The sequence below is a fragment of the Nocardia cyriacigeorgica genome (genome assembly GCF_010858045.1).
GTDB lineage: Bacteria > Actinomycetota > Actinomycetes > Mycobacteriales > Mycobacteriaceae > Nocardia > Nocardia cyriacigeorgica_E.
The window spans coordinates 217937-238784 of the sequence record NZ_JAAGVC010000007.1; the positions used below are offsets into that span (position 1 = coordinate 217937).

Genomic DNA, 20848 nt, shown 5'->3' on the forward strand with positions numbered 1-20848 from the left:
TGGTGACGCCGAAGGCGCTCAGCCGGGTAGGCCGGGCGCGAGGACCGCGGTGATGCGCTCGACCCTGGTGCAGCTCGACTCGCCCGCGGGATCGGCGCTGCGGTCCACCCGGATCCGCACCACCCCGCCGGCGGCGGTGCCGAGCGCGAGCGAGCAGTTGGTGTCCTGGCCGTCGCCGTAGTGGTGGAAGCGCAGTGCGGGCCGGTTGGCGACGGTGGTGTCGGTGACGTCGGCGATGCCCGGCTCCTCGCGCAGTTGCGCGAGTTCGGTGTCGTCGGCGAACTGGATGCGCACGGCGGCGTCGGCGCTGCTCCATCCGCAGCCGGTCCAGGCGTCGCCGGTATCCGCCGCGACATCCTTGCGTTTGGACGCGGCGGCGAACCCGGCCTCGGTGATCAGCTGATCGGAGACCGTGCACGGATCCCACGACGGCGCCGCCGGCGTCTCGGCCTCGTCCGAACCACATCCCGTCACCAGGATGCCCGCGCTGATCACTACCGCCGCCAGTCGAATCATGGCGCGGATGCTAGCGAGATCGAGGTGCCGCGCACACGTCCGTTGTGCCGGTTCACAGAGCAGCGCGGCGCGAGCTCGACCCCGCAACAAAGAAGCGTCTACCCGGCGGTGACAGCTGCCGGCGGAATATTGCCGAGGTAGTTGAAATTGATACCAGTGGAGCGAGGTGAGGAGTTGCGATGACGACGCCGATGCCGGATGTACGCGTGGTGCGCTCGGGCGAGCGGGCCCATTGGTGGAACGAATGGCTCGACTCCAAGCAGTCGTTCCCGGCCACCGGCAACTTCGACCTCGAAGCCAACGCACACGGGATCCTGCTCGTCCACAACGACGACAGGGTCGACCCAGGTGCGGGTTTCGACACCCACGAGCATCGCGACATGGAGATCATCACCTGGGTACTCGAGGGATCGGTGGTGCACCAGGATTCCCTCGGCAACTCCGGTCTGATCTATCCCGGGCTGGCGCAGCGGATGAGCGCGGGGACCGGGATCAGGCACTCCGAGCGCAACGGCGCCGTCTGGCCGCAGCGCACCCCGTTGCGGGTGGTCCAGATGTGGGTGCCGCCGGATACGCCCGGTGCGACGCCGGGCTACCAGGAGATGGATATCGAGGCCGAACTCGCCGGGAACTCACTGGTCACCCTCGCCTCCGGGATGCGCCGCGACCGCGACCGGACCGCGATCACCCTCGGGAACCGGTACGCCGCCCTGCACGTCGCCCGCCTGGATCCCGGCCATTCGATCACGGTCCCGGACGCACCGTTCGGGCATGTGTACGTCGCTTCGGGCAGCGTCGATGTCGAAGACCACGGGACTCTCACGCCGGGCGATGCCATGCGCCTCACCGCGACCGGCGGGCATCGGGTCACCGCCGTCGACGCGGCCGAGTTGCTGATCTGGGAGATGCACGCCGGATTCGCCTGACCGGCGCGGGGCAGCCGCGCGCCATGATGTCCCGACCGGACTCGCGCTGTCGGCCAGACCGATCGGGACACCGCGACGACGCGGCTGCCGCGACTATCGAGCTGTGCGCCAGAACCTGCGCTTGGGCGGTTCGATCTGATCCCGCGCCGATTCGGCCGCTTTGGCCCCGCTGTCGGCGAGATGGGCGCCCTGCTCGCGGGCGGCGGCGGCCAGTTCGGCGGCGCGGTGCCGGGCGATGTCGGCCCACTCCGCACCGCGGTGTTTGGCGACATCGGCGAATTCCGCGCCGCGGTGCTTGGCGACGTCGGCGAATTCGGCACCGCGTGATTTGGCCAGCTCGGCCCATTCGGGTCCGTGTTGCTGGGCCGTCTCGGCGAGGTAGGTGCCCCGCTGCTTGGCGGCCTCGGCCAGCACCGGGCCGCGCTGCTGCGCGGTTTCGGCGAGGACCGCGCCGCGCTGCTGAGCGATCTCGGCCAACGCGGCCCCGCGATGCCTGGCGGCTTCGGCGAGTTCGGCGCCGCGGTGCTTGGCGGCCTCGGCCAGGACCGGGCCACGCTGCTGGGCGGTTTCGGCCAGTGCCGCGCTCTTGGTCGCCGCCACGCCCGCGACTTCGCGACCGCGTTCGGCCGCGTGCTGGAGCTGCTGACGCAGGGCCTCGCCGGTGCCGTCCTGGGAGGCCGCGCCGAACGGCAACGCGGCGCTCACGGCCGCGGCGGCGCCCTTGGCCGCGCGCCGGCCGCGCCAGCCGAGCGACGGTTTGCCCTCGGTGTCGGCGCTGGCGATCATCAGCCCGCCCAGCAGGCTGACGTCCTTGAGGAACGCGGTGCGTTTGGCGGCTCTGCGCTCGGGATCGGATTCGGTCCAGAAGTCCTGCTGGCTGAGCGTCGCGGGGACAACGGTGGCGGCCAGCGCCAGCGCGGCCAACCGCGGAGCCTTGCCGAGCGCGAGCATCGCCCCACCGGCGACCTGCGTCACCGCCGTCGCCTTGACCAGCAGGTCGGGGTTGCTCGGCAGCTTCTGGGCCACGTCCGACGGCAGCTTCTCATGACCCTGCTGCACCACTGCCGACGCCGTTTTCACCCGGGGCTCCGGATGCATGAGGGTGTCGACGCCGTCCACGACGAAAGCACTCGCCAGCAATGGTCGGGCGAGCCTGCGGATCAGCATGATGGGAACCCCTTTCCTCGGAGTCTCGATCGTCCGTGATGGTCGTGCGGTCGAACTCTGGCGAAGCCGCGGCAATGGGTCGTCGCGGACCGGTGAGGGGTCCGGCCGACATCATCGTCGGCCCGCCCACCAGGTGTTTCCGACCGTACCACCGCGTATACCCGCTATGACCGAGGTGAATCGGGGCGCGCGGAGAGTCGGGTGCCCAGCACCCGAGTCGAGCGGGCTCGCCTGCCTCGACGGCGATGGTCGGGCGCGGGTCGCTTGGTGCGTAGCCGGCTCTCTCAGCGGAAGGTGTTCGGGCCCATCACAATTTGTCTGCGGTCCGCCGCGGCATCATCGCGCACGCGATCACCGTCAGCACGGTGGTCACCAGCACCGCGATGAACACCAGATGCACCGCCGAGGCGAGCGCGTCCGGCGCGGGGCTGTCGGTATCGCCGATGCGCGCGTTGACGACGGCGCCGAACACCGCGACGCCGACGGCGCTGCCGAGCGAGCGGGCGAACATGTTCGCCGAGGTGACCACGCCACGTTCGCTCCACTCGGCGCTGGTCTGCGCGGCGATCAGCGTGGGTGTGGCCACCAGGCCCATACCGGATCCGATGACGAAACAGGAGGCCGCGACCTGCCACAGCGGGCTCTGCGCGGTGATCAGCAGCATCGATGCGGCGCCGACGGCCGCCAGTGTGCTGCCGATGAGGGCGGTATTGCGGAAGCCGAGCCGCAGATACACCCGCCCGGCCTGCGAGGCGGCCAGCGGCCACCCGAGGGTGAGCGCGCCGACGGTCAGTCCGGCCACCAGCGCCCCGGTGCCGAGCACACCTTGGGCGAAGGTGGGAACGTAGGAGGTGAGCCCGAGTAGCAGCGCGCCGACCATCAGCGACACCGCACTGCTGGCCACAACCACCCGCCGGGTGAACAGCCACAGCGGCAGGATCGGATGTTCGGCCCGGCGCTGCACCCAGATGAACAGGCCGATGATCACCACACCGCCGCCGAAGATCGCGATGCTGATCGGCGATTGCCACGCCCACGCCTGCCCGCCTTCGAGCAGCCCGAGGATCAACGCGCCCGCGCCCAGGGTGAGCAGTGTGGCGCCGAGATAATCGACCCGCTGACGCCGCCGCGGCGCGGTCTCGGTGAACTTGCGCAGCAGCATCCAGCCCGCCAGCGCCGAGATCGGGATATTGATCAGGAAGATCCACCGCCAGCCGATGTATTCGGCGAACAGCCCGCCCAGCAGCGGTCCCGCCACCGACGACATCGCCCACACGCTGGCCAGATAGCCCTGCACCTTCGCGCGTTCGGCGAGGTTGTAGAGGTCGCCGGCGATGGTCATCGTCATCGGCTGGATGGCGCCGGCGCCGATGCCCTGGATCGCGCGGAAGATGATCAGGCCGAGCATGCTGCCGGCCAGGCCGCACAGCAGCGACCCGAGCGCGAACACGCCGATCCCGAACAGGATCACCGGTTTGCGGCCGACGATGTCGGAGAGTTTGCCGTAGATCGGCACGGTCACGGCCTGGGCCAGCAGGTAGATCGAGAACAGCCACGGGAATTGCGCGAATCCGCCGAGGCTGGCGGTGATGGTGAGGACGGCGGTCGCGATGATCGTCGAATCGAGCGCGACCAGCGAGGTGGCCAGCATCAGTGAACCGAGGACGGCGCCGCGTTCCGATCGCAGGCCTACCGCCGATTCCGCTGTCTCCGTCACCATCGGCGGCCCCTGTCGTTCGTTCGAGTAAACAACTCGAACGAACGCCGCCGAACCGGGAATATTCCGCGTGCCGTCATCAGAATCGGATTTTCAGCTGGTCGCTGCGCGGTCGCGCCTGACAACCGAGGATGTAGCCGGCGTCGATGTCGTCCTGGTCGAGGATCGCGCTCGGCGGCATGTCGACCTCGCCCTCGACCACCGTGCACGCGCAGGACCCGCATTCGCCTTCGCGGCAGGAATAGGGCACATCCAGTCCCTTCGACAGCATGATGTCGACCAGGGTGCGCGAGCGCGGCCAGTCCATCTGGTGCACCTCGCCGTCGAGTTCCACCGCCACGGCGGCCGAATCCTCGTCGGCGTCGACCTCGTCGATCTCGGCGAACGGGTCACCCGACAGTGAGGTGAAGACCTCGGTGCGCACCCGCTCGCGCGGCCAGCCCGCGCCGGTCAGCGCCTCGCTCACCGCGGCCATGAACGGCGCCGGACCGCAGATGAAGGATTCGTACGCACCGAAGGGTTCGGCGAAGGCGGCCAGTTGCGGGGGAGTGGGCAGGCCCTGCAGCGTTTCCAACCGGTGCACCACGGTCAACCGGTCGGGGTGGCGCTGCACGAGTTCGCGCAGTTCGGCGGCGAAGATCACCGAATCCTGGTCACGGTTGGCGTAATACAGCACCACCCGGCCCGAACCCTCGGCCAGCGCGGAGCGCAGGATCGACATCACCGGGGTGATGCCGCTGCCCGCCGCCCAGAGCAGGAAATCGGTATCGAGCGAGGCAGGGGTGAAGGTGCCCGACGGTGGCAGCACCTCGATCGCATCGCCGACGGAGATGTTGTCGCACAACCAGTTCGAGCCATAGCCGTCGGCCGTGCGCTTGACGGTGACCTTCGGCGCATCGTCGGCGTAGGGCGAGCTGGCCAGCGAATAGCAGCGCGCCACCGACCCGGTCTGCTCGCTCGGAATGCGTAAGGTGAGGAACTGTCCCGGACGGTAGCGGAAACGGTCCGCGGCCTCGTCCGGGATCTCGAACACCAGCGAACGGGCGTCGGCGGTCTCCTCGATCACCTCGGTCACCCGCAGCGTCACCGCGCGCGAGCTGCGCGGTAGATCAACAGTCGCCGTTGTCACTTCTTCCTCCTGCGGTCACGAAACGGGGCGCCGAGGCCATGCTGGCCGATCCCGGCGGGCCGATGGGTTCGCGATCCCGATGGCCGGGAGGCCGCCCTCGACCGCCCGCTCACCGGGACGACGCACCGCGCGGCGCGCCGCCGCGTCCTACCGTCACGCCGGTGAGCAGTCGATTCCCCGGGAGCATCCCATGAACCGCATGCAGGACAAGGTCGCGTTGGTCACCGGCGCCGGGGGCGGGATGGGCCGAACCCACTGCCTGCGGCTGGCCGAAGAAGGCGCCGACATCATCGCCCTGGATCTGGCCGGCTCGGCCGATGGTCTCACCGCCACCGCGAAGGACGTGGAGGGGCTCGGACGCCGATGCGTCACCGGCTTCGCCGATGTGCGCGATCAGGCCTCCCTCGACGCCGCCGTCGCCGACGGCGCGGACCGGCTCGGTCGCCTCGACGTGATCGTCGCCAATGCCGGCATCTACGCCGATCTCGGCCCGTCCTGGGAACTGACCGACGCCGCCTGGCAGCGCACCCTCGATATCAATCTCACCGGTGTCTGGCATACCGTGCGCGCCGGCGCGCCGTATCTGCCGAACGGCGCCTCGATCGTCATTGTCAGCTCCACCAACGGCCTCAAAGGCGGTGCGAACGCGGCGCACTATTCGGCCAGCAAGCATGCCGTGGTCGGGCTCGCGCGCACGCTCGCCAACGAGATGGGGCCGCTGGGCATCCGGGTCAACACCGTGCACCCGGGTTCGGTCGGCACGCCGATGATTTTGAACGCGAGCGTGTTCGCGAAGTTGCGCCCGGACCTGGCGAATCCGACCGAGGCGGACGCGGCCGAGGCGCTCGCGCAACGCAATCTGCTGCCCGTGCCCTGGGTCGATCCGGTCGACGTCAGCAATGCGGTGGTGTTTCTCGCATCCGACGAGTCCCGTTACGTCACGGGAACCCAGATCGTCGTGGATGCCGGACTGACTCAGAAGGTGTGATATGGGACGGGTTTCAGGCAAGGTCGCGCTGGTCACCGGTGCGGCACGGGGGATCGGCCGCGCGCAGGCGGTGCGGCTGGCCGAGGAAGGCGCCGATATCGTCGCCCTGGATATCTGCGCGCCGGTCGACACCGTGATCATTCCGCCGGCCACGCCGGAGGATCTCGCGGAGACCGCGCGGGCGGTCGAGGCGGCCGGTGCGAGGGTGATCACGGCGACGGTCGACGTGCGCGACGGTGCGGCCCTGCGTGCGGCCACCGATGCCGCCGTTGCCGAACTCGGCGGCCTCGACATCGTCTGCGCCACCGCGGGCATCACCTCCAGCGCACCGGCATTGGAGCTGAGCGAGGCGGCCTGGCAGACGATGCTCGATGTCAACCTCACCGGCGTCTGGCAGACCTGCAAGGCCGCCACCCCGCACCTCATCGAACGCGGTAGCGGTTCGATGATCCTCACCAGCTCCATCGCCGGCCTGCGCGGGCTGGTGGGGGTGGCCCACTACACCGCCGCCAAACACGGTGTGGTCGGGCTGATGCGTTCGCTCGCCAAGGAATTGGCGCCCCACCAGGTCCGCGTCAACTCGGTGCACCCCACCAACGTCGACACGCCGATGATCCAGAACGATATGGTGCGCAAGGTCTTCCGGCCCGACCGCGAGAACCCGACGCGCGAAGAATTCGCCGAGGCCGCCATGTCGATGAACATGCTGTCGATTCCGTGGGTGGAGCCGATCGACATCGCGAACGCCTCGCTGTTCCTCGCCTCCGATGAGGCGCGCTACATCACCGCTGTCACCTTGCCGGTCGATGCGGGGAGTACGCAGCGATAGAGATTCGCCGCTGGGGCCCCGGGCGCGGAGCCTCAGCCTTTCCCTCCCGCGATCCGATTCGGAAAGTGTCCTGCGCATCGAGCAGTTCGGCCCCACCATCCCGGTGGGGCCGAACTGCGTCAGATCACTGTCTCCCGCGTGGGGTCACTCCTTACGCAGCAGGAATGCCCGTACCGCCGACTCGAACGCTTCCTTCTGCTCGATCATCGCCCAATGCCCGCAATTCGGGAACACGTGCAGCTCCGCGCGCGGAATCGTGCGCATCGGAATCAACGCCATATCCAGCGGGCTCACCCGGTCGTCACGCCCCCATGTCAGCAGTGTCGGTGCCTTGACCTTGTGCAGCATCGCCCACGGCGGGGGAGCGTCGGAGGCCTCCATCGCGCGCACCATCGCCGTGAACGCGGCCTTGCTGTACATCCGGCGGGCACTGTCGAGGGTTTCCGGATCGGTGGCCTGGGTCCACCGTTCCTCGATCAGTTCCTCGGTGACCAGTGCCGGGTCGTACACCATCGAATGCAGCCATTCGATCAGCCGAGCCCGCGTCGGGTTCTCGGTGAACTCCTGGAGCAGCTTGATCCCTTCACCCGGCCCAGGGCTGAAGATGTTCTTGCCGATGCCGCCGATGGTGACCAGTTTGCCGACCTTGTCGGGCTGGGCGATCGCGTAATTCAACGCCACCCCGCCACCCATCGAATTGCCGATGATGTCGACTCGATCGAGCCCGAGCGCATCGACGAACCGCCCCACCGCCTCCAGCGCCGTCACCATCGGATGCCCGCCGAAGTCGTCGCTCACCCCGAAGCCGGGAAACTCCAGAATCAGGCAGCGAAAGTTCTCCGCGAACACCCCGAGGTTCCCGCGAAAATTCCGCCACCCGGTAACCCCCGGCCCGGACCCGTGCAGCAGCAACAGTGGCGCACCCTCGCCGGCCTCGTGGTACCGCAGCACCCCCGCCTCGGTCCGCACCTCCCGCAGCGTGCCCTCATAACTCAGGTCCGATGACATACCCAACCTCCATCTCAGTCGTTCACCCCCACGTTGCCACTCGCCCGCCCGATTCCGGCCGGTTTGTTCCGGTCAGCGGGCGCACCGGTGGCTCACGGCAGCGCGGGTCCAACGCGTGAGCGAGCCGGCCGCGCGCACGCACGGCCGGCTCGGCGCGGATCACTCAGTGCGCGAACACCAATCCTTCCTCGCCGGGATCGGTCACCGTCGCGCTCGGTGCGGACAGCTGGACGATCCGGCGGGGCAGGGCCACCGCGACGATCGCACCGATCACCGCGGTCGCGGCGCCGATGAGGAAGGCGATGGTGAATCCGCGGTCGAGGTAGAACACCGCGCCCTGGGTCATCTCCGGCGGGATCGGTGCGATGTAGGAATTGTTCATGACCGTGAACGCGATGACGGGCAGCACGGCCGGGAACACGCTCTGCGAGACGCCGACGATGCTCGCGGTGCTGGCTTGCAGCTGCGGCGGCACGGCCTCGATCAGCAGGTTCGGAATGGAGGCGTAGGCCATGCCCATACCGGTGCCGAAGATGCCCGCGAAGACGATCAGCAGCGGCTTGCTGTCGTGCACGAAGGCGGTCAGCGTGAAACCGACGGCCATCAGCAGCATGCCGCAGGTCATCAGGATGCGGGGACGCACGTCGCCGCGGCCGACCAGCAGGCCGACGAGCACGCCGCCGACCACGACCATCAGGCCGACCGGCGCCTGGAAGATCGCGAAACCTTCGGCGCTGACGCCGAATCCGTAGCCGAGCCCGAGCGCCGCCGGTGTCATGGCGAGCATCGGCAGCAGGATGGTGAACAGGCCGCTGGAGCCGTAGCAGAGTCCGGCGCCGATCGTGGTGAGCAGCACCGGCCGGCGGCCGAGCACGTCCAGGTCGATCAACGGTTCCCGGATCATCCGCGCGGTCGCCGCCCACGCCAGCAGCAGCACCACACCGCCGGCGAGGTAGGCCAGGGTCGAACTGTCACGCCAGCCCCACGTGGGCCCGAAGCTCACCGCGATCAGCACGCCGGCGATACCGCCACCGAGCAGCACCGCGCCGAGCAGATCGAGCCGCGAGCGCAGCCGCACCGGCGATTCGGCGGTGGTGAGGAAGATCAGCGCGCCGAGCACGGCGAGACCGATCACGAAGAACCAGAAGATGCTGCGGAACCCGAAAGTGTCGATCAGCCACCCGGTGAGGAAGGGCGCGGGAATCGCGATCAACCCCATGCCGCTGGTCGCGATGCTCACCGCCAGCGCGATCGTCTTGGCCGGGAACACGTCCCGGATCAGCGAGTAGCTCAGGAACAGGCAGGGGACCAGCAGACCGGTGAGCGCGCGGCCCGCGATGAGCACCGCGTAGCTGCCGGCGACGGCCGACAGCAGCGATCCCGCCGCCGCCACGGTCACGCAGCCCAGTAGCGCTTTGCGCTTGCCGTACATGTCCGCGAGTTTGCCGATCAGCGGCGCGGTGACGGCTCCGACCAGCAGGAACGACGTCAGCAGCCAGGCGCCCTGTGTGGTCTGGTAATGCGCGGCGATCGACGGTAGCGCCGTCGAGATCATCATGTAGCTCACCGCGAGCATTTCCAGGAGGAGCACGATCGAGGCGAGGGAAAGAATCAGGCGCGGGGTCCAGCGCTGCGCGATGTCGGGTGTGGGGGTGGGAGCGACCATCTGCGGTCCTTTCGGGGGTGGTTCTCGCATTCGACGAATCGATCGGAATGCGTAACCGACATCACACTTTCCCTGGGCGTGTCGCAGTGCCCGATATCCCACCCACTGGGAGACCAATATGACTGATAGGCAGATCGGGTAGCCGAAAAACCGTGCTGAGCAGCGAATTACACGTGTATCACATCCGATGAATTCACGCTCGTGGCCGGAAACGACGAAACCCCCGCGGACACCAGGTGTCCACGGGGGCATCGATCGGGCGCGCGATTCCGGTTCGCGCCTCGGCGAAACGGAATACCGCGATATCCGGGCGTGCTCAGCTCACGCGTGCGTACCTCCATCGATCCGGATCTCGGTACCGGTGATGAACGCACCGTCTTCCGATACCAGCATGGCGATCACGCCGGCCACGGCCGTCGGATCACCCATCCCCGCACCGCCCGACTCGAGGTTGGTCGGCAGTACCGGCGACAGTTTGGCGAACAACGACCAATCGGCGTCCGCGGGAACGTAACCCGGTGTCGCGTCGGTGATTCCGGATTTGATGCTGCCCGGCGCCACACATACCGCGCGCAATCCCTTGCCGCCGAATTCCAGCGCGAGCGCATGGGTGAACGACTGGATTCCGCCCTTGCTCGCGGCGTAGGCGGCCATGTACGGGTGGGCGAACGCCGCCGAGGTGGAGCTGAAATTCACCACCGAGGACCGCGGATTGGCCAGCAGTGCGGGCAGCGCTTCGCGGACCACGAGGAACGTACCGGTGAGATTGATGCCGATGATCTGATTCCACAGATCCAGACCGGTCTGCTCGGTATGCGAGGCGCGCAGGATGCCCGCGGCGTTCACCACCGAATCGAGGCCGCCGAGCGTCTCCACCGCGGTCCGCACACCGTCGACCACCGACCGCTCGGCGCCGATATCCATGGTGAGGGTGGTGAGCCGGTCCGCGGTCCCGCGCTCGTCGGCGCCGGCCTTGGTGGCGGCCAGCCCGTCGGCGGACACATCGGCCGCGACGACCGCGGCGCCTTCGTCGAGCAGGCGCAGTGCGGTGGCCTGCCCGATACCCGAGGCCGCGCCGGTCACCAGCGTGCGATGGCCTTCCAATCGCTTCATGAATTCTCCTCGTCTGAAAAGGGTGGGTCAGCCGATCCGGCCGGGAACCGGTTCGTGCCGTAGTTCATCGGTGGCCAACGCGCCCTTGACGACCGCGGCCTCGATCGAATCGCGCAGCGCCGGGCAGGTCGGAATCCATTTGCTGTGCTCGCCGAGCGCGGCCCGCCGGGCGAATTCCGGGCAGGCCGATTCGGCATCGTCGAGCCATTGCACACTGGTATGGCTCGGACTGAACTTCTCCACCAGGACGCGGTTACCGCATGTGCCGCACTGTATCGCTTGCATCTGGATGCTCCTCGTCAACGCACCCGCGGCGCGTTCGGCGTGTTCGGTTCAGCCGAGGCTGATGTCGTCAGGCGACCAGAACGCGCGCATGCTGGTGATCCGTGCGTTCTCGTCGAAGGTCATGACGTCGATGGGTTCGATGATGATGGTCTGATCACCGGTGTCGGTGACCACCCGGAATCCGAAGGCGGCCTGATCGCCGGCGACGCGCACGTTGTGCAGTTCGGTCGTCACCCGCACCGATTCCAGTGCGCTGTAGAACTTTTCGATCGCCGCGCGCCCGATGTGCGGCGGACTGCCGACGGGGTCCTCGACGGTGGCGTCTTCGGCGTAGAGCGCCGCGATGTCCTTCGCGGAACCGTTCGCGACGGTGTCGAGGTAGCGGCGGACCGCCGCGCGGATGTCATCTGCTGAGGCCATCGAGGCTCCTCCGGAATTCTGGGGTCGGGGTTGTGGTCAGGCGCCGAGCAGGTCGCGCACGGCGAGGTGGCTGAACAGCATGGAGGCGCCGATCGGGTTGCCGCCGCCGGGGTAGACGGTGCCGCTGACGGCCGCCATGGTGTTGCCCGCCGCGTACAGCCCGGGGATCGGTTCGCCATCGCGGCCGAGCACCCGCGCGGCGCTGTCGGTGCGCAGCCCGCCCTTGGTGCCGAGATCGGAGATGCCGAACGCGGCGGCGTGGAACGGTCCCTGCTCGATCGATACCAGCGGGGGTTCACCGGCGGAGAACGCGCGATCGTAGGCCTCGTCGCCGCGCCCGAAATCCGGATCGACGCCGGTCTCGACGAAGGAGTTGAACCGCTGCACGGTGGCGACCAGCGCATCGGCGGGCACGCCGATCTTCTCGGCCAGCTCGGGCAGTGTGTCGGCGGTGTGCCACAGGCCGGCCGCCACATACTTCTCCGGTTCGACCATCGAGACGTTGGTGGCCTTGACCGGCGGCACCTCGCCCTCTTTGTCGTCGTAGATCATCCAGTAGGGCAGGGTGAGCGAACCGTCGTCGAGCTTGCCGATGATGTCGCGGCCGAGCCGGTCGTAGGGCGCGGATTCGTTGACGAAGCGCTTGCCGTCCTGGCCGACGAAGATGCCGCCGGTGAACCACAGCGCGAACGCCGACCGCCCGTCCGGATGCGTCAGACCGGGCGACCACCATGCCTGATCCATGAGATCGGTGTCCGCGCCGGCGGCGATACCCGCCTTGTGCGCCTTGCCCTGGTTGCCCCACGGCCCCATGGTGTCGCGCGCCTCGCCGGGTACGCCGTAGTGCTTGCGCAGTTCGTCGTTCTGCTCGAACCCGCCCGCCGCGAGCACCACACCCTTGCGGGCCCGGATCGCGAACGGCTCGCCCTCGCGTTCGGTGATCGCGCCGACGACGGCGCCGTCCTCGATCACCAGCTCGACCAGCGGCGTGTTCAGGTACAGCCGCACGTCCGGATACGACGACAGCGCCAGCAGGAACCGCCCGATCAGCGCCTGCCCGCCGATCAGCATGTCCGGCAGCGGCGCGCCGAGCCGGTCGGTATCGAGTGGCCCGCGCAACTGCTCACGCATCTCACCCAGCGCGGACGCGGGCAGCGGGGTGGGCATGATGTGGCGCTGCCCGTCCAGTCTGGCCTTGGGCGCCTTACCGAAATAGTCCGGCCACGGCAGCATCTCGAACGCGAAATGCTCATCGGATTCCAGGTATTCGATGAGGTCACCACCGCGGCGCACGTAGGTTTCCTGGAGCTCGCGCGGGGTCCGGTCACCGACCACGGCGTGGTAGTAGGTGAGCGCGTCCTCGATGGTGTCGTCGGTGCCTGCGCGGCGCAGCACCGGATTGCACGGGAACCACATCCCGCCGCCCCCGGAATAAGCGGTCGTGCCGCCGAACTTGTCGGTCGCTTCGACCACCGCGACGGTCAGCCCTTCGCGGGCCGCGGTGTAGGCGCCGGCCAGGCCGCCGCCCGAGCCCGCGACCAGCACGTCCACCTCGTCGTTCCAGTCCACCACTGTGAGTCCTCCTGTGCGTTTGCTCACCTCGACGCTAGGCCGCGCGCCCGGGTTCGCGGCGCGGTTCTCCCGGTCACCGGGAACGTGGCGGCGGCTGCGGTGAACGTGCCGGTCAGCGGGAGAACGCCTGCTCGAAGGGCCCGCGCAGTACTTAGCGTCGCAGGAGAACCGGAGATTCTTCGAAAGGTAGGCATGTGAACGCCGAGACGCCAACGTCTGTAGAGACCGTCCCGAGCAGCGTCGACGTGGTGGTCGTCGGCGCCGGCATCGCCGGGCTGTACGCGCTGCACAAATTCCGCTCGCAAGGTCTGACCGTGCGGGTCTTCGAGGCCGCCGACGGCGTGGGGGGCGTGTGGTACTGGAACCGCTATCCCGGCGCGCGTTGCGACGTCGAGAGTGTGGACTACTCGTACTCCTTCGACGAGGCCCTCCAACAGGAATGGAACTGGAGCGAGAAATACGCCACCCAGCCCGAGATCCTCGCCTACCTGAACCACGTCGCCGACCGCTTCGACCTGCGCCGCGACATCGAGTTCGGCGCGCGCGTCACCGATACCGTGCTCGATGAGTCGAGCCTGCGCTGGGAGGTGCGCACCGACACCGGCACGGTGGTGTCGGCGCGGTTCGTGGTGCTGGCGGTCGGCCCGCTGTCGAATGCGAACACTCCCGACATCGAAGGCCTCGCCGATTTCGCCGGCCCGGTGCTGCACACCTCGCAGTGGCCGCACGACGGCGTCGATTTCACCGGGCAGCGCGTCGGCGTGATCGGCACGGGTTCCTCGGGGATCCAGGCGATTCCGTGCATCGCCGAACAGGCCGAGCGCCTGCACGTCTTCCAGCGCACGCCCAACTACAGCGTGCCGGCCGGCAACGTGCCGCTCGATGAGGAAACCCGGCGCGCCCAGAAGGCGAACTACGCCGAGCGGCGCAGGCTGTCGATGATCAGCGGAGGTGGCTCACCCCATCAACCGCATCCGAAATCCGCGCTCGACGTCTCGGAGGAGGAGCGGCGCGCGGCCTACCAGAAGCGGTGGGAGCTGGGTGGGGTGCTGTTCAGCAAGACCTTCCCCGATCAGATGGTGACCCGTGAGGCCAACGACACCGCCCGGCTGTTCTGGGAGGAGAAGGTGCGTGCGGTGATCGACGATCCCGAGGTCGCCGAGTTGCTGATCCCGAAGGATCACCCGATCGGCACCAAACGCATCTGCACCGATACGAACTACTACCAGACCTACAACCGCGACAATGTGGAGCTGGTGAACCTGCGGGCCACCCCCATCGAACGCATCGATGCCGGCGGCGTGCACACCACTGCGGATTACTATCCGCTCGACGCGTTGGTGCTTGCCACCGGTTTCGACGCGATGACCGGTTCGGTCGCCAAGCTCAACATCGTCGGACGCGACGGCCGCACCCTCAACGACGCCTGGAGCGACGGCCCGAAAACCTATCTCGGGCTCGGCGTCACGGGCTTCCCCAATCTGTTCAACCTGACCGGTCCCGGCAGCCCGTCGGTGCTGGCGAACATGGTGTTGCATTCGGAGCTGCACGTCGACTGGGTGGCCGGAGCCATCGACTACCTCGACCGCAATGGCGCGACCGCGCTGGAGGCCAGGCCCGAGGCCGTGGAGGCCTGGGTGGCCGAATGCGCCGAACGCGCCGCGCGCACCCTCATGCCCACCGCGAACTCCTGGTACCTGGGCGCCAATGTGCCGGGCAAGCCGCGGGTGTTCATGCCGTTCGTCGGCGGGTTCGGTGTCTACGGCGAGATCATCGCCGAGGTGGCGGCCGCGGAATACAAGGGGTTCGACGTCATCGCGGGCTGACAGATAAGCGAAACGGGTGGTTGTACCGGCGGAGTCGGTACAACCACCCGTTTCGTCGTCCGGGGGCGGTCGGGGTTCAGTCGGCGAAACCGCCGAAGGTGCCCTTGTAGAACAGCAGCGGCCGTCCGCTCTCGTCGGCGGCCAGCTCGGTGACCCTGGCCAGCACGATCGTGTGGTCGCCTGCCTCGTGTTCGAACTCCAGCGAGGCCTCGATGTGGGCGAGTGCGCCGGCGATCGCCGGGGCACCGTTGGCGCCGGGGGTCCAGTCGATCCCGGCGAATTTGTCGCTGCCGCTGACGGCGAACTGGCGGCAGAGCTCGCGTTGATCGTGGGCCAGCACGTTGATGCACAGCGATCCCGCCGACCGCAGCAGCGGCCAGCTGGTGGAGGTCTTGGCCGGGCAGAACGACACGAGCGGCGGATCCAGCGACACCGAGACCACCGACTGGCAGGTGAAGCCCAGCGGCCGGGTGCCGTCGTGGGCGGCGATCACCGCGACACCGGTGGCGAAGTGCCCGAGCACCTTGCGTAGGGCGGCGGGGCCTGGGCAGCCCGGTTCGATGACGATGTTGTCTGCGCTCATGCGTGGGGTCCTCCCGAAGATCTGTCGAACTCCAGCATCGAGTGTGCACGGTGGAAGTCTCAATGTGCCGTCCCGGTCAGCGGTTGTTCGGCGGGTACGGGGGATTTGCCTGGTTGCTAGCATTTGCCGGTGGCATCAAGTGAACCGGAAATCGGCCTGGTCAATCTCCCGCCGACCAGTTGGGCCGTGCTCGCCATGCTCTCCTATGAGGAAGAGATCTCGGGCTACGACCTCAAGAAGTGGGCCGACTGGAGTATCCGGTACTTCTATTGGAGCCCCTCACACAGCCAGATCTACTCGGAGCTGAAGAAGCTCGAGAAGCAGGGTTACGCGACCTCACGGGTGGACAGCGACAACGCCATGCGCGGGCGCAGGCTCTACCGCATCACCGACGAAGGCCGCGCCGCGGTCACCCAGTGGTGCAATGAGGCGCCGGTCGACAAGCCGGTGCTCAAACACCACGTGATGCTGCGAATCATGTTCGGGCATCTGAGTTCGCCGGAGCGGCTCAAGGAAATCCTGCGCGATCACATCGAGGATATCGACCGGCTGCGCAAGCGGGCCGCGATCGATTCCGCCGCCGCCAAATCCGAACCCGGCTGGGCCTATTCGCAGATCGTCTTGCAGTGGGCCGAGCGCCATTACGCGGCCGAACGCGATCTCGCTCAGGAGCTGATCGAACAGATCGACGCGGCCGATTCGATCCTGGTGAAGGCCGAACACGACGACAGGTCCGAATACCCGCATCCGACGCCGGGACGCTGGCGTGAGGTCGAACAGCGGGTGCAGGAATCGGAGGGCGCGGTCGAGAACTGAACGAACCCTTCGCACTCGGGCACCGTGCTCGAGTGCGAAGGGTTCGGTGGCGCGCCGAGGTGGCGGCGGCAGTATTCGGCCGGCCACCCGCTCGCGCACGAAATCGCCGAGTGCCGCCCTGCCACATCCGACGGTTCGGACTGAGCGACGGAGGCTAGCTCTCGTCGGACCGGGTCAGTCGCGTGAGATCGGCCCACACGTCCTTACATGCCTGACCGGCCAGTTCGAGCACCGGCATGGTCATGAATCCGTGGATGGCGCCTTCGTAGCACCGATGCACGGTCGTGACGCCGGCCTCGGCGAGGGCGTGGGCAAAAGCATCGCCCTCCGAGCGCAGCGGATCGCAGCCCGCGGTCACCACGATGGCAGGCGGCAGCCCGGCGAGATCGGCCGCCGCGGGGCTCGCGTACGGATGGCTGCGGTCGGCGAGATCGGGAACATACTGATCCCAGTACCAGCTCATCGCGGCACGGGTGTTGTAGAAACCTTCGGCGAAGCGCGTGTAGGACTCGGTGCCGAAATCGGCGGCGAGCACCGGATACAGCAGGGCCTGCGCCGTGATGACCGGCCCGCCACGATCACGGGCCATCAGGGCGACGACGGCCGCGAGGTTGCCGCCCGCGCTGTCGCCGGCGACGACGAGCCGCGCCGGGTCGGCGCCGAACTCGCGCGCATGCTCGACAGCCCACAGTGTCGCCGCGTAGACGTCCTCTGCCGCGGTGGGCCAGCGATGTTCCGGCGCGAGCCGGTAGTCCACCGAGACCACCACCGCGCCCACCCCGTTGGCCATCGACCGGCACAGCCCGTCGTGGGTGTCCAGATCACAGAACACGAACCCGCCGCCGTGTGCGAACACGATGATCGGCACCGGCCCCACGGACGAGGTGGCCGGACGATACACCCGAACCCCGCCGCCCGAGGCCAGCTCTCGTTCGATGATCTCGGCCACCCGCTCGGGCTCGTCCGGGAGCCGCAACCGCGCCCGGATCGCCGCCCGCGCCTGTGCTCCTGTCATGGTCTCGACCGCGGGAAATCCGGCGTCGAGCATCGGCAGCAGCGCCGCCACTTCGGGCACGAGTTCGATCCGGTCCTCAGTACTCATGGGTCACACCGTCTTTCGGTCCGGACGAGCTACACGTATTCCAGCGGCCGGCCTGCAGCGGCCGGCGTCCGCATCGCAGGTCCACCGCGCAGCGGGCGCGACTGCTGCAACGTGGGATGCACGCGGGACATACCGTCTTCGATATTGCGCCAGATGCCAAGCGCGGTGGTGCGCACCGGTGCGGTGAGGCGGTAGTCGAAGTTCATCCGATCCACCGGACCGCACACCGACACCGCGGCGATGGCCTCGCCGATATTGCCGATGGGTGCCGCTACACAACCGAATCCCGGCAGCGACTCCTCGCGCTCGTGCGCGATGCCGTGGGCGCGGACCTTGTCCAGCTCCGCGCGCAGCTGGGCCTTGTTGGAGATGGAGTACTTGGTGCTGCGGTTGAGCACGCCGGTACCGAGCGCGGCGATGCGGTCTTCGTCGGAGTAGGCCAGGATGGCCTTGCCGACGCCGGTACAGTGCGCGGGCCTGCGTCCGCCGATGCGGGTGGGCACCGCGGCCGCCATCCGGCCGCCGATCTTCTCCAGGTACACCACGTCGGGGCCGTCGAGCACAGCCAGATGCACCACGAAGCCGGTGGCCCGGTACAGCTCGTGCAGGAACGGCATCGCGGCGCGGTGCAGCCGATCCTGGTGCACGGCGAGCGAGCCCAGTTCCACCAGCCGGATACCCAGCTCGTAGTCGCGGCCCTCGCGGCGCAGCCAGCGCAATTGCACGAGTCGTTCGAGCATGCGGTGCGCCGAGGACCGGGGTAGCCCGGTCCGGCGCACGATCTGGGCGAGGGTGAGCCTGCCCGGTCCGTCGAAGGCGTCCAGGACCAGCGAGACGCGGTCCAGGACAGCGCTCGGGGTGGCGGCGTCGGCCTGTGTGTTCATGTGGCCCTCCCTGCGGGTCTACGAGCTGATGCCCAACGGGATATTTCTATTAGGCATATGACTATTCATACCATGCTCTTGTGGGCGCTGTCACACAAATCGGACACAGTGATGTAAATCACAACGACCCCGAGGTTTCAGCCGTGACGACTGAAACCCCGGGGTCGGGGAGGGGAGCGGTATGTGATTACATCGCGGCCAGCGGCTCGCTACCGGACCAGTCGTGGCCCCAGTAGCTGTCGGCGGTGATTTCCTCTGCGCTGTAGTACTTTTCGTCGACGCGCATGCCCTCGGTGCCGAATTCGATATCCCAGCCGCCGGGGGCGCGCACGTAGAACGACACCATCTTGTCGTTGGTGTGGCGGCCCAGCGTCGAGGAGACGGAGAAACCGTCCTTGACGACCCGATCCAGCGCCTGGCCCACCGCGTCGAGCGAATCGACCTCCACCATGATGTGCACCAGACCCGGCGCACCGCCGTGCGGTGCCGGGCACAGCGCCAGGCTGTGATGACGCTCGTTCACGCCCATGAACCGGATCCGCACCGGCCCGAACTCCGGCGGCGCCGGGATACGGAACGCGCCCCGCGGCAGGAACCCGAGCACCTCGGTGTAGAACTCGAAGGCGCCGTTGGGGTCCATGGTCGGCAGCACCACGTGACCGAGGCCCTGTGCGCCGGTCACGAACTTCGCGCCGAACGGGGTCACCACCGGGCTGTGATCGAGCACCGCGCCGTGGAACACCTCGACGGTCGCTCCGGTCGGATCGACGAAGGTGATGACCTCCTCGACCCGGCGCGCGTCGGCCTCCTCGACCGAGAGCGGCTTGACCGCGACACCGGCCGCCGACACCGCTTCCTGCACGCGCACCAGCGCGGCGTGATCGCGCACCTCCCAGCCGATGGTCACCACTTCGTCGGTGTCGCCCGGCACGATGACGATCCGGGCGGCCCGCTCGTCCATCCGCAGATAGAGGGCGTTCTCGTCCGGTCCGCTGCCTTCGGCGAAGCCGAGCACCTCGAAGGCGAACTTGCGCCAGCGGTCCATGTCGTTGGTCTGGATCTTGACGTAGCCAAGACTCTTGATGTCAGTCATTACTGTTGTCCTTCTTGGTATCGCGAGATCAGATCATCGAGCGCAGATGCTGCGGCGGCTCCACGCCGAGCGAACCGAGCGCCGCCGCGTGGAACACCGTGCTCGGCACGTGGATCGCGTGGTTGAGGCCGGCGTGGGCGTCGCGCCAGAACCGCTGCAGCGGCTTGTCCATCCGCAGGGCGTTACCGCCGGAGCGGGCGAAGATCTGGTCGACGGCCATCACCGCGCGCCACGCCGCCCGCACCTGGGTGCGTCGTCCGGCGGCGCGATCGGCGAAGGAGACCTCCTTGCCTGCGTCGACCAGATCCCACATCTTGTCGACGTTGGCCAGCAGCTCCTGCCGAGCGGCATTGATATCGGCCGCCGCCTCACTGATCGCGAACAGCACATACGGGTCGTCCTTGATCGCGGTGCCCTGAGCACCGACCCGGTCGCGCTGGTAATCCAGGTGCGCGGCCAGCGCGCCCTCGGCGATGCCGATCACCGCGGAGGTGATGCCGAGCGGGAACATGTTCGACCACGGCATCTTGTACAGCGTCTCGGTGACCCCGTACTCCTTCTGGGCGGTGCCGTCGATCACGTGATCGCCGTTCATCACCCGGTAGGACGGCACGAAGGCATCCTTGACGATGATGTCCTTGGAGCCGGTGCCCTTGAGCCCCACCACATTCCACGAGTCCTCGACGATCGTGTAGTCGCTGCGCGGCAGGATCATGTGCAGCATGGTCGGCGGGGTGGCGATATTGCCGTCGGTGTCGCCGAGCATCGCGCCGAGGAAGATCCAGTCACAGTGGTCGGTGCCGGAGCTGAACTGCCAGCGGCCGTTGAAGATGTAGCCGCCGTCCACCGGCCGCGCGATACCGGTGGGTGCGTACGGCGAGGCCATCCAGGTGTCGTTGTCGGCGCCCCACACCTCTTCCTGCACCTTCGGATCGGCGAAGGCCAGCTGCCACGGATGCACACCGACGATGCCGCAGATCCAGCCGGTCGCCGGGTCCAGCGACGCGGCGGCCATGACCGTTTCGGCGAATTCGCGCGGGTGCGCTTCGAAACCGCCGTACTTCTTGGGCTGAAGCAGCTTGATCGGGCCGGCGGTTTTCAGCATCTTCGCCGTCTCGTCGGGCAGCTTCCCGAGGCGCTCGGCCTCAGGGGACTGCTCGCGCAGCTGGTCGGCGATGGCCGTGATGTTGTCGAGAACCTTGTTCATC

Annotated in this window: 20 protein-coding genes; 5 read left to right on the forward strand and 15 right to left on the reverse strand. The window is 68.0% G+C overall.

Going from position 1 to position 20848, the window contains the following annotated elements:
• Positions 1–18: 18 nt before the first annotated feature.
• Entirely contained in the window at positions 19–516 is a 498-nt protein-coding gene (locus tag GV790_RS10050; protein ID WP_163812865.1) for a DUF3558 family protein, read from the reverse strand.
• A gap of 179 nt (positions 517–695) precedes the next feature.
• Between GV790_RS10050 and GV790_RS10055 the strand changes: the two genes are divergently transcribed.
• Positions 696–1442: a pirin family protein gene (locus GV790_RS10055; RefSeq protein ID WP_228806867.1), complete on the forward strand. Its 747-nt coding sequence runs from the start codon at positions 696–698 to the stop codon at positions 1440–1442.
• 93 nt (positions 1443–1535) lie between these two features.
• Here the strand turns inward: GV790_RS10055 and GV790_RS10060 are convergent, their stop codons facing one another.
• From GV790_RS10060 to GV790_RS10070, 3 genes are all read right to left on the reverse strand, one after another.
• Complete coding sequence (locus tag GV790_RS10060; protein WP_163812868.1) at positions 1536–2609, reverse strand: DoxX family protein; 1074 nt, start codon at positions 2607–2609, stop codon at positions 1536–1538.
• Between the two features lie 307 nt (positions 2610–2916).
• Positions 2917–4329 (reverse strand): MDR family MFS transporter, encoded by a 1413-nt coding sequence (locus GV790_RS10065; RefSeq protein ID WP_163812870.1) that lies wholly within the window; start codon positions 4327–4329, stop codon positions 2917–2919.
• A gap of 76 nt (positions 4330–4405) precedes the next feature.
• Positions 4406–5455 (reverse strand): ferredoxin--NADP reductase, encoded by a 1050-nt coding sequence (locus GV790_RS10070; protein ID WP_163812872.1) that lies wholly within the window; start codon positions 5453–5455, stop codon positions 4406–4408.
• 190 nt (positions 5456–5645) lie between these two features.
• On the opposite strand from GV790_RS10070, the gene GV790_RS10075 reads away from it, so the two are divergent.
• Positions 5646–6443: a mycofactocin-coupled SDR family oxidoreductase gene (locus GV790_RS10075; RefSeq protein ID WP_163812875.1), complete on the forward strand. Its 798-nt coding sequence runs from the start codon at positions 5646–5648 to the stop codon at positions 6441–6443.
• 1 nt (position 6444) lies between these two features.
• A complete protein-coding gene (locus GV790_RS10080; RefSeq protein WP_163812877.1) occupies positions 6445–7272 on the forward strand; it encodes a mycofactocin-coupled SDR family oxidoreductase in 828 nt (275 codons plus the stop codon).
• Between the two features lie 144 nt (positions 7273–7416).
• Here GV790_RS10080 and GV790_RS10085 read toward each other — a convergent pair whose 3' ends face one another.
• The 6 genes from GV790_RS10085 to GV790_RS10110 all read right to left on the reverse strand — a co-directional run bounded on the left by GV790_RS10085 (position 7417) and on the right by GV790_RS10110 (position 13336).
• Positions 7417–8280, reverse strand: a complete 864-nt coding sequence (locus tag GV790_RS10085) for an alpha/beta fold hydrolase (protein WP_130916211.1) — start codon at positions 8278–8280, stop codon at positions 7417–7419.
• Between the two features lie 163 nt (positions 8281–8443).
• Positions 8444–9946 carry an MFS transporter gene (locus GV790_RS10090; protein WP_163812879.1) on the reverse strand — a complete coding sequence of 501 codons (1503 nt, stop codon included), beginning with the start codon at positions 9944–9946 and terminating at the stop codon, positions 8444–8446.
• A 321-nt stretch (positions 9947–10267) separates the two neighbouring features.
• Entirely contained in the window at positions 10268–11059 is a 792-nt protein-coding gene (locus GV790_RS10095; protein WP_163812881.1) for an SDR family NAD(P)-dependent oxidoreductase, read from the reverse strand.
• A gap of 27 nt (positions 11060–11086) precedes the next feature.
• On the reverse strand, positions 11087–11344 hold the full coding sequence (locus GV790_RS10100; protein WP_048834119.1) for a hypothetical protein: 258 nt from the start codon (positions 11342–11344) through the stop codon (positions 11087–11089).
• Between the two features lie 48 nt (positions 11345–11392).
• Positions 11393–11764, reverse strand: coding sequence for an SgcJ/EcaC family oxidoreductase (locus GV790_RS10105; RefSeq protein ID WP_163812882.1), 372 nt, complete (start codon positions 11762–11764; stop codon positions 11393–11395).
• Between the two features lie 36 nt (positions 11765–11800).
• On the reverse strand, positions 11801–13336 hold the full coding sequence (locus tag GV790_RS10110) for an FAD-binding protein (protein WP_163812884.1): 1536 nt from the start codon (positions 13334–13336) through the stop codon (positions 11801–11803).
• Positions 13337–13530: 194 nt separating this feature from the next.
• Here GV790_RS10110 and GV790_RS10115 point away from each other — a divergent pair, with 194 nt between their 5' ends.
• A complete protein-coding gene (locus GV790_RS10115) occupies positions 13531–15162 on the forward strand; it encodes a flavin-containing monooxygenase (protein ID WP_163812887.1) in 1632 nt (543 codons plus the stop codon).
• Positions 15163–15238: 76 nt separating this feature from the next.
• On the opposite strand, the gene GV790_RS10120 is transcribed toward GV790_RS10115, so the two are convergent.
• Positions 15239–15745, reverse strand: coding sequence for a flavin reductase family protein (locus tag GV790_RS10120; RefSeq protein ID WP_163812889.1), 507 nt, complete (start codon positions 15743–15745; stop codon positions 15239–15241).
• A gap of 195 nt (positions 15746–15940) precedes the next feature.
• On the opposite strand from GV790_RS10120, the gene GV790_RS10125 reads away from it, so the two are divergent.
• Positions 15941–16561 carry a PadR family transcriptional regulator gene (locus GV790_RS10125; RefSeq protein ID WP_228806365.1) on the forward strand — a complete coding sequence of 207 codons (621 nt, stop codon included), beginning with the start codon at positions 15941–15943 and terminating at the stop codon, positions 16559–16561.
• Positions 16562–16715: 154 nt separating this feature from the next.
• On the opposite strand, the gene GV790_RS10130 is transcribed toward GV790_RS10125, so the two are convergent.
• The 4 genes from GV790_RS10130 to GV790_RS10145 form a co-directional block, all read right to left on the reverse strand.
• Positions 16716–17645 (reverse strand): alpha/beta hydrolase, encoded by a 930-nt coding sequence (locus GV790_RS10130; protein WP_163812970.1) that lies wholly within the window; start codon positions 17643–17645, stop codon positions 16716–16718.
• 47 nt (positions 17646–17692) lie between these two features.
• The gene (locus tag GV790_RS10135) at positions 17693–18547 is read right to left on the reverse strand and encodes an IclR family transcriptional regulator (RefSeq protein WP_163812893.1); all 855 of its coding nucleotides are present in this window, start codon (positions 18545–18547) and stop codon (positions 17693–17695) included.
• A gap of 187 nt (positions 18548–18734) precedes the next feature.
• Positions 18735–19640: a biphenyl-2,3-diol 1,2-dioxygenase gene (gene bphC / locus GV790_RS10140; RefSeq protein ID WP_163812895.1), complete on the reverse strand. Its 906-nt coding sequence runs from the start codon at positions 19638–19640 to the stop codon at positions 18735–18737.
• A gap of 28 nt (positions 19641–19668) precedes the next feature.
• Entirely contained in the window at positions 19669–20847 is a 1179-nt protein-coding gene (locus GV790_RS10145; RefSeq protein ID WP_163812897.1) for an acyl-CoA dehydrogenase family protein, read from the reverse strand.
• Between the last annotated feature and the right edge of the window lies 1 nt (position 20848).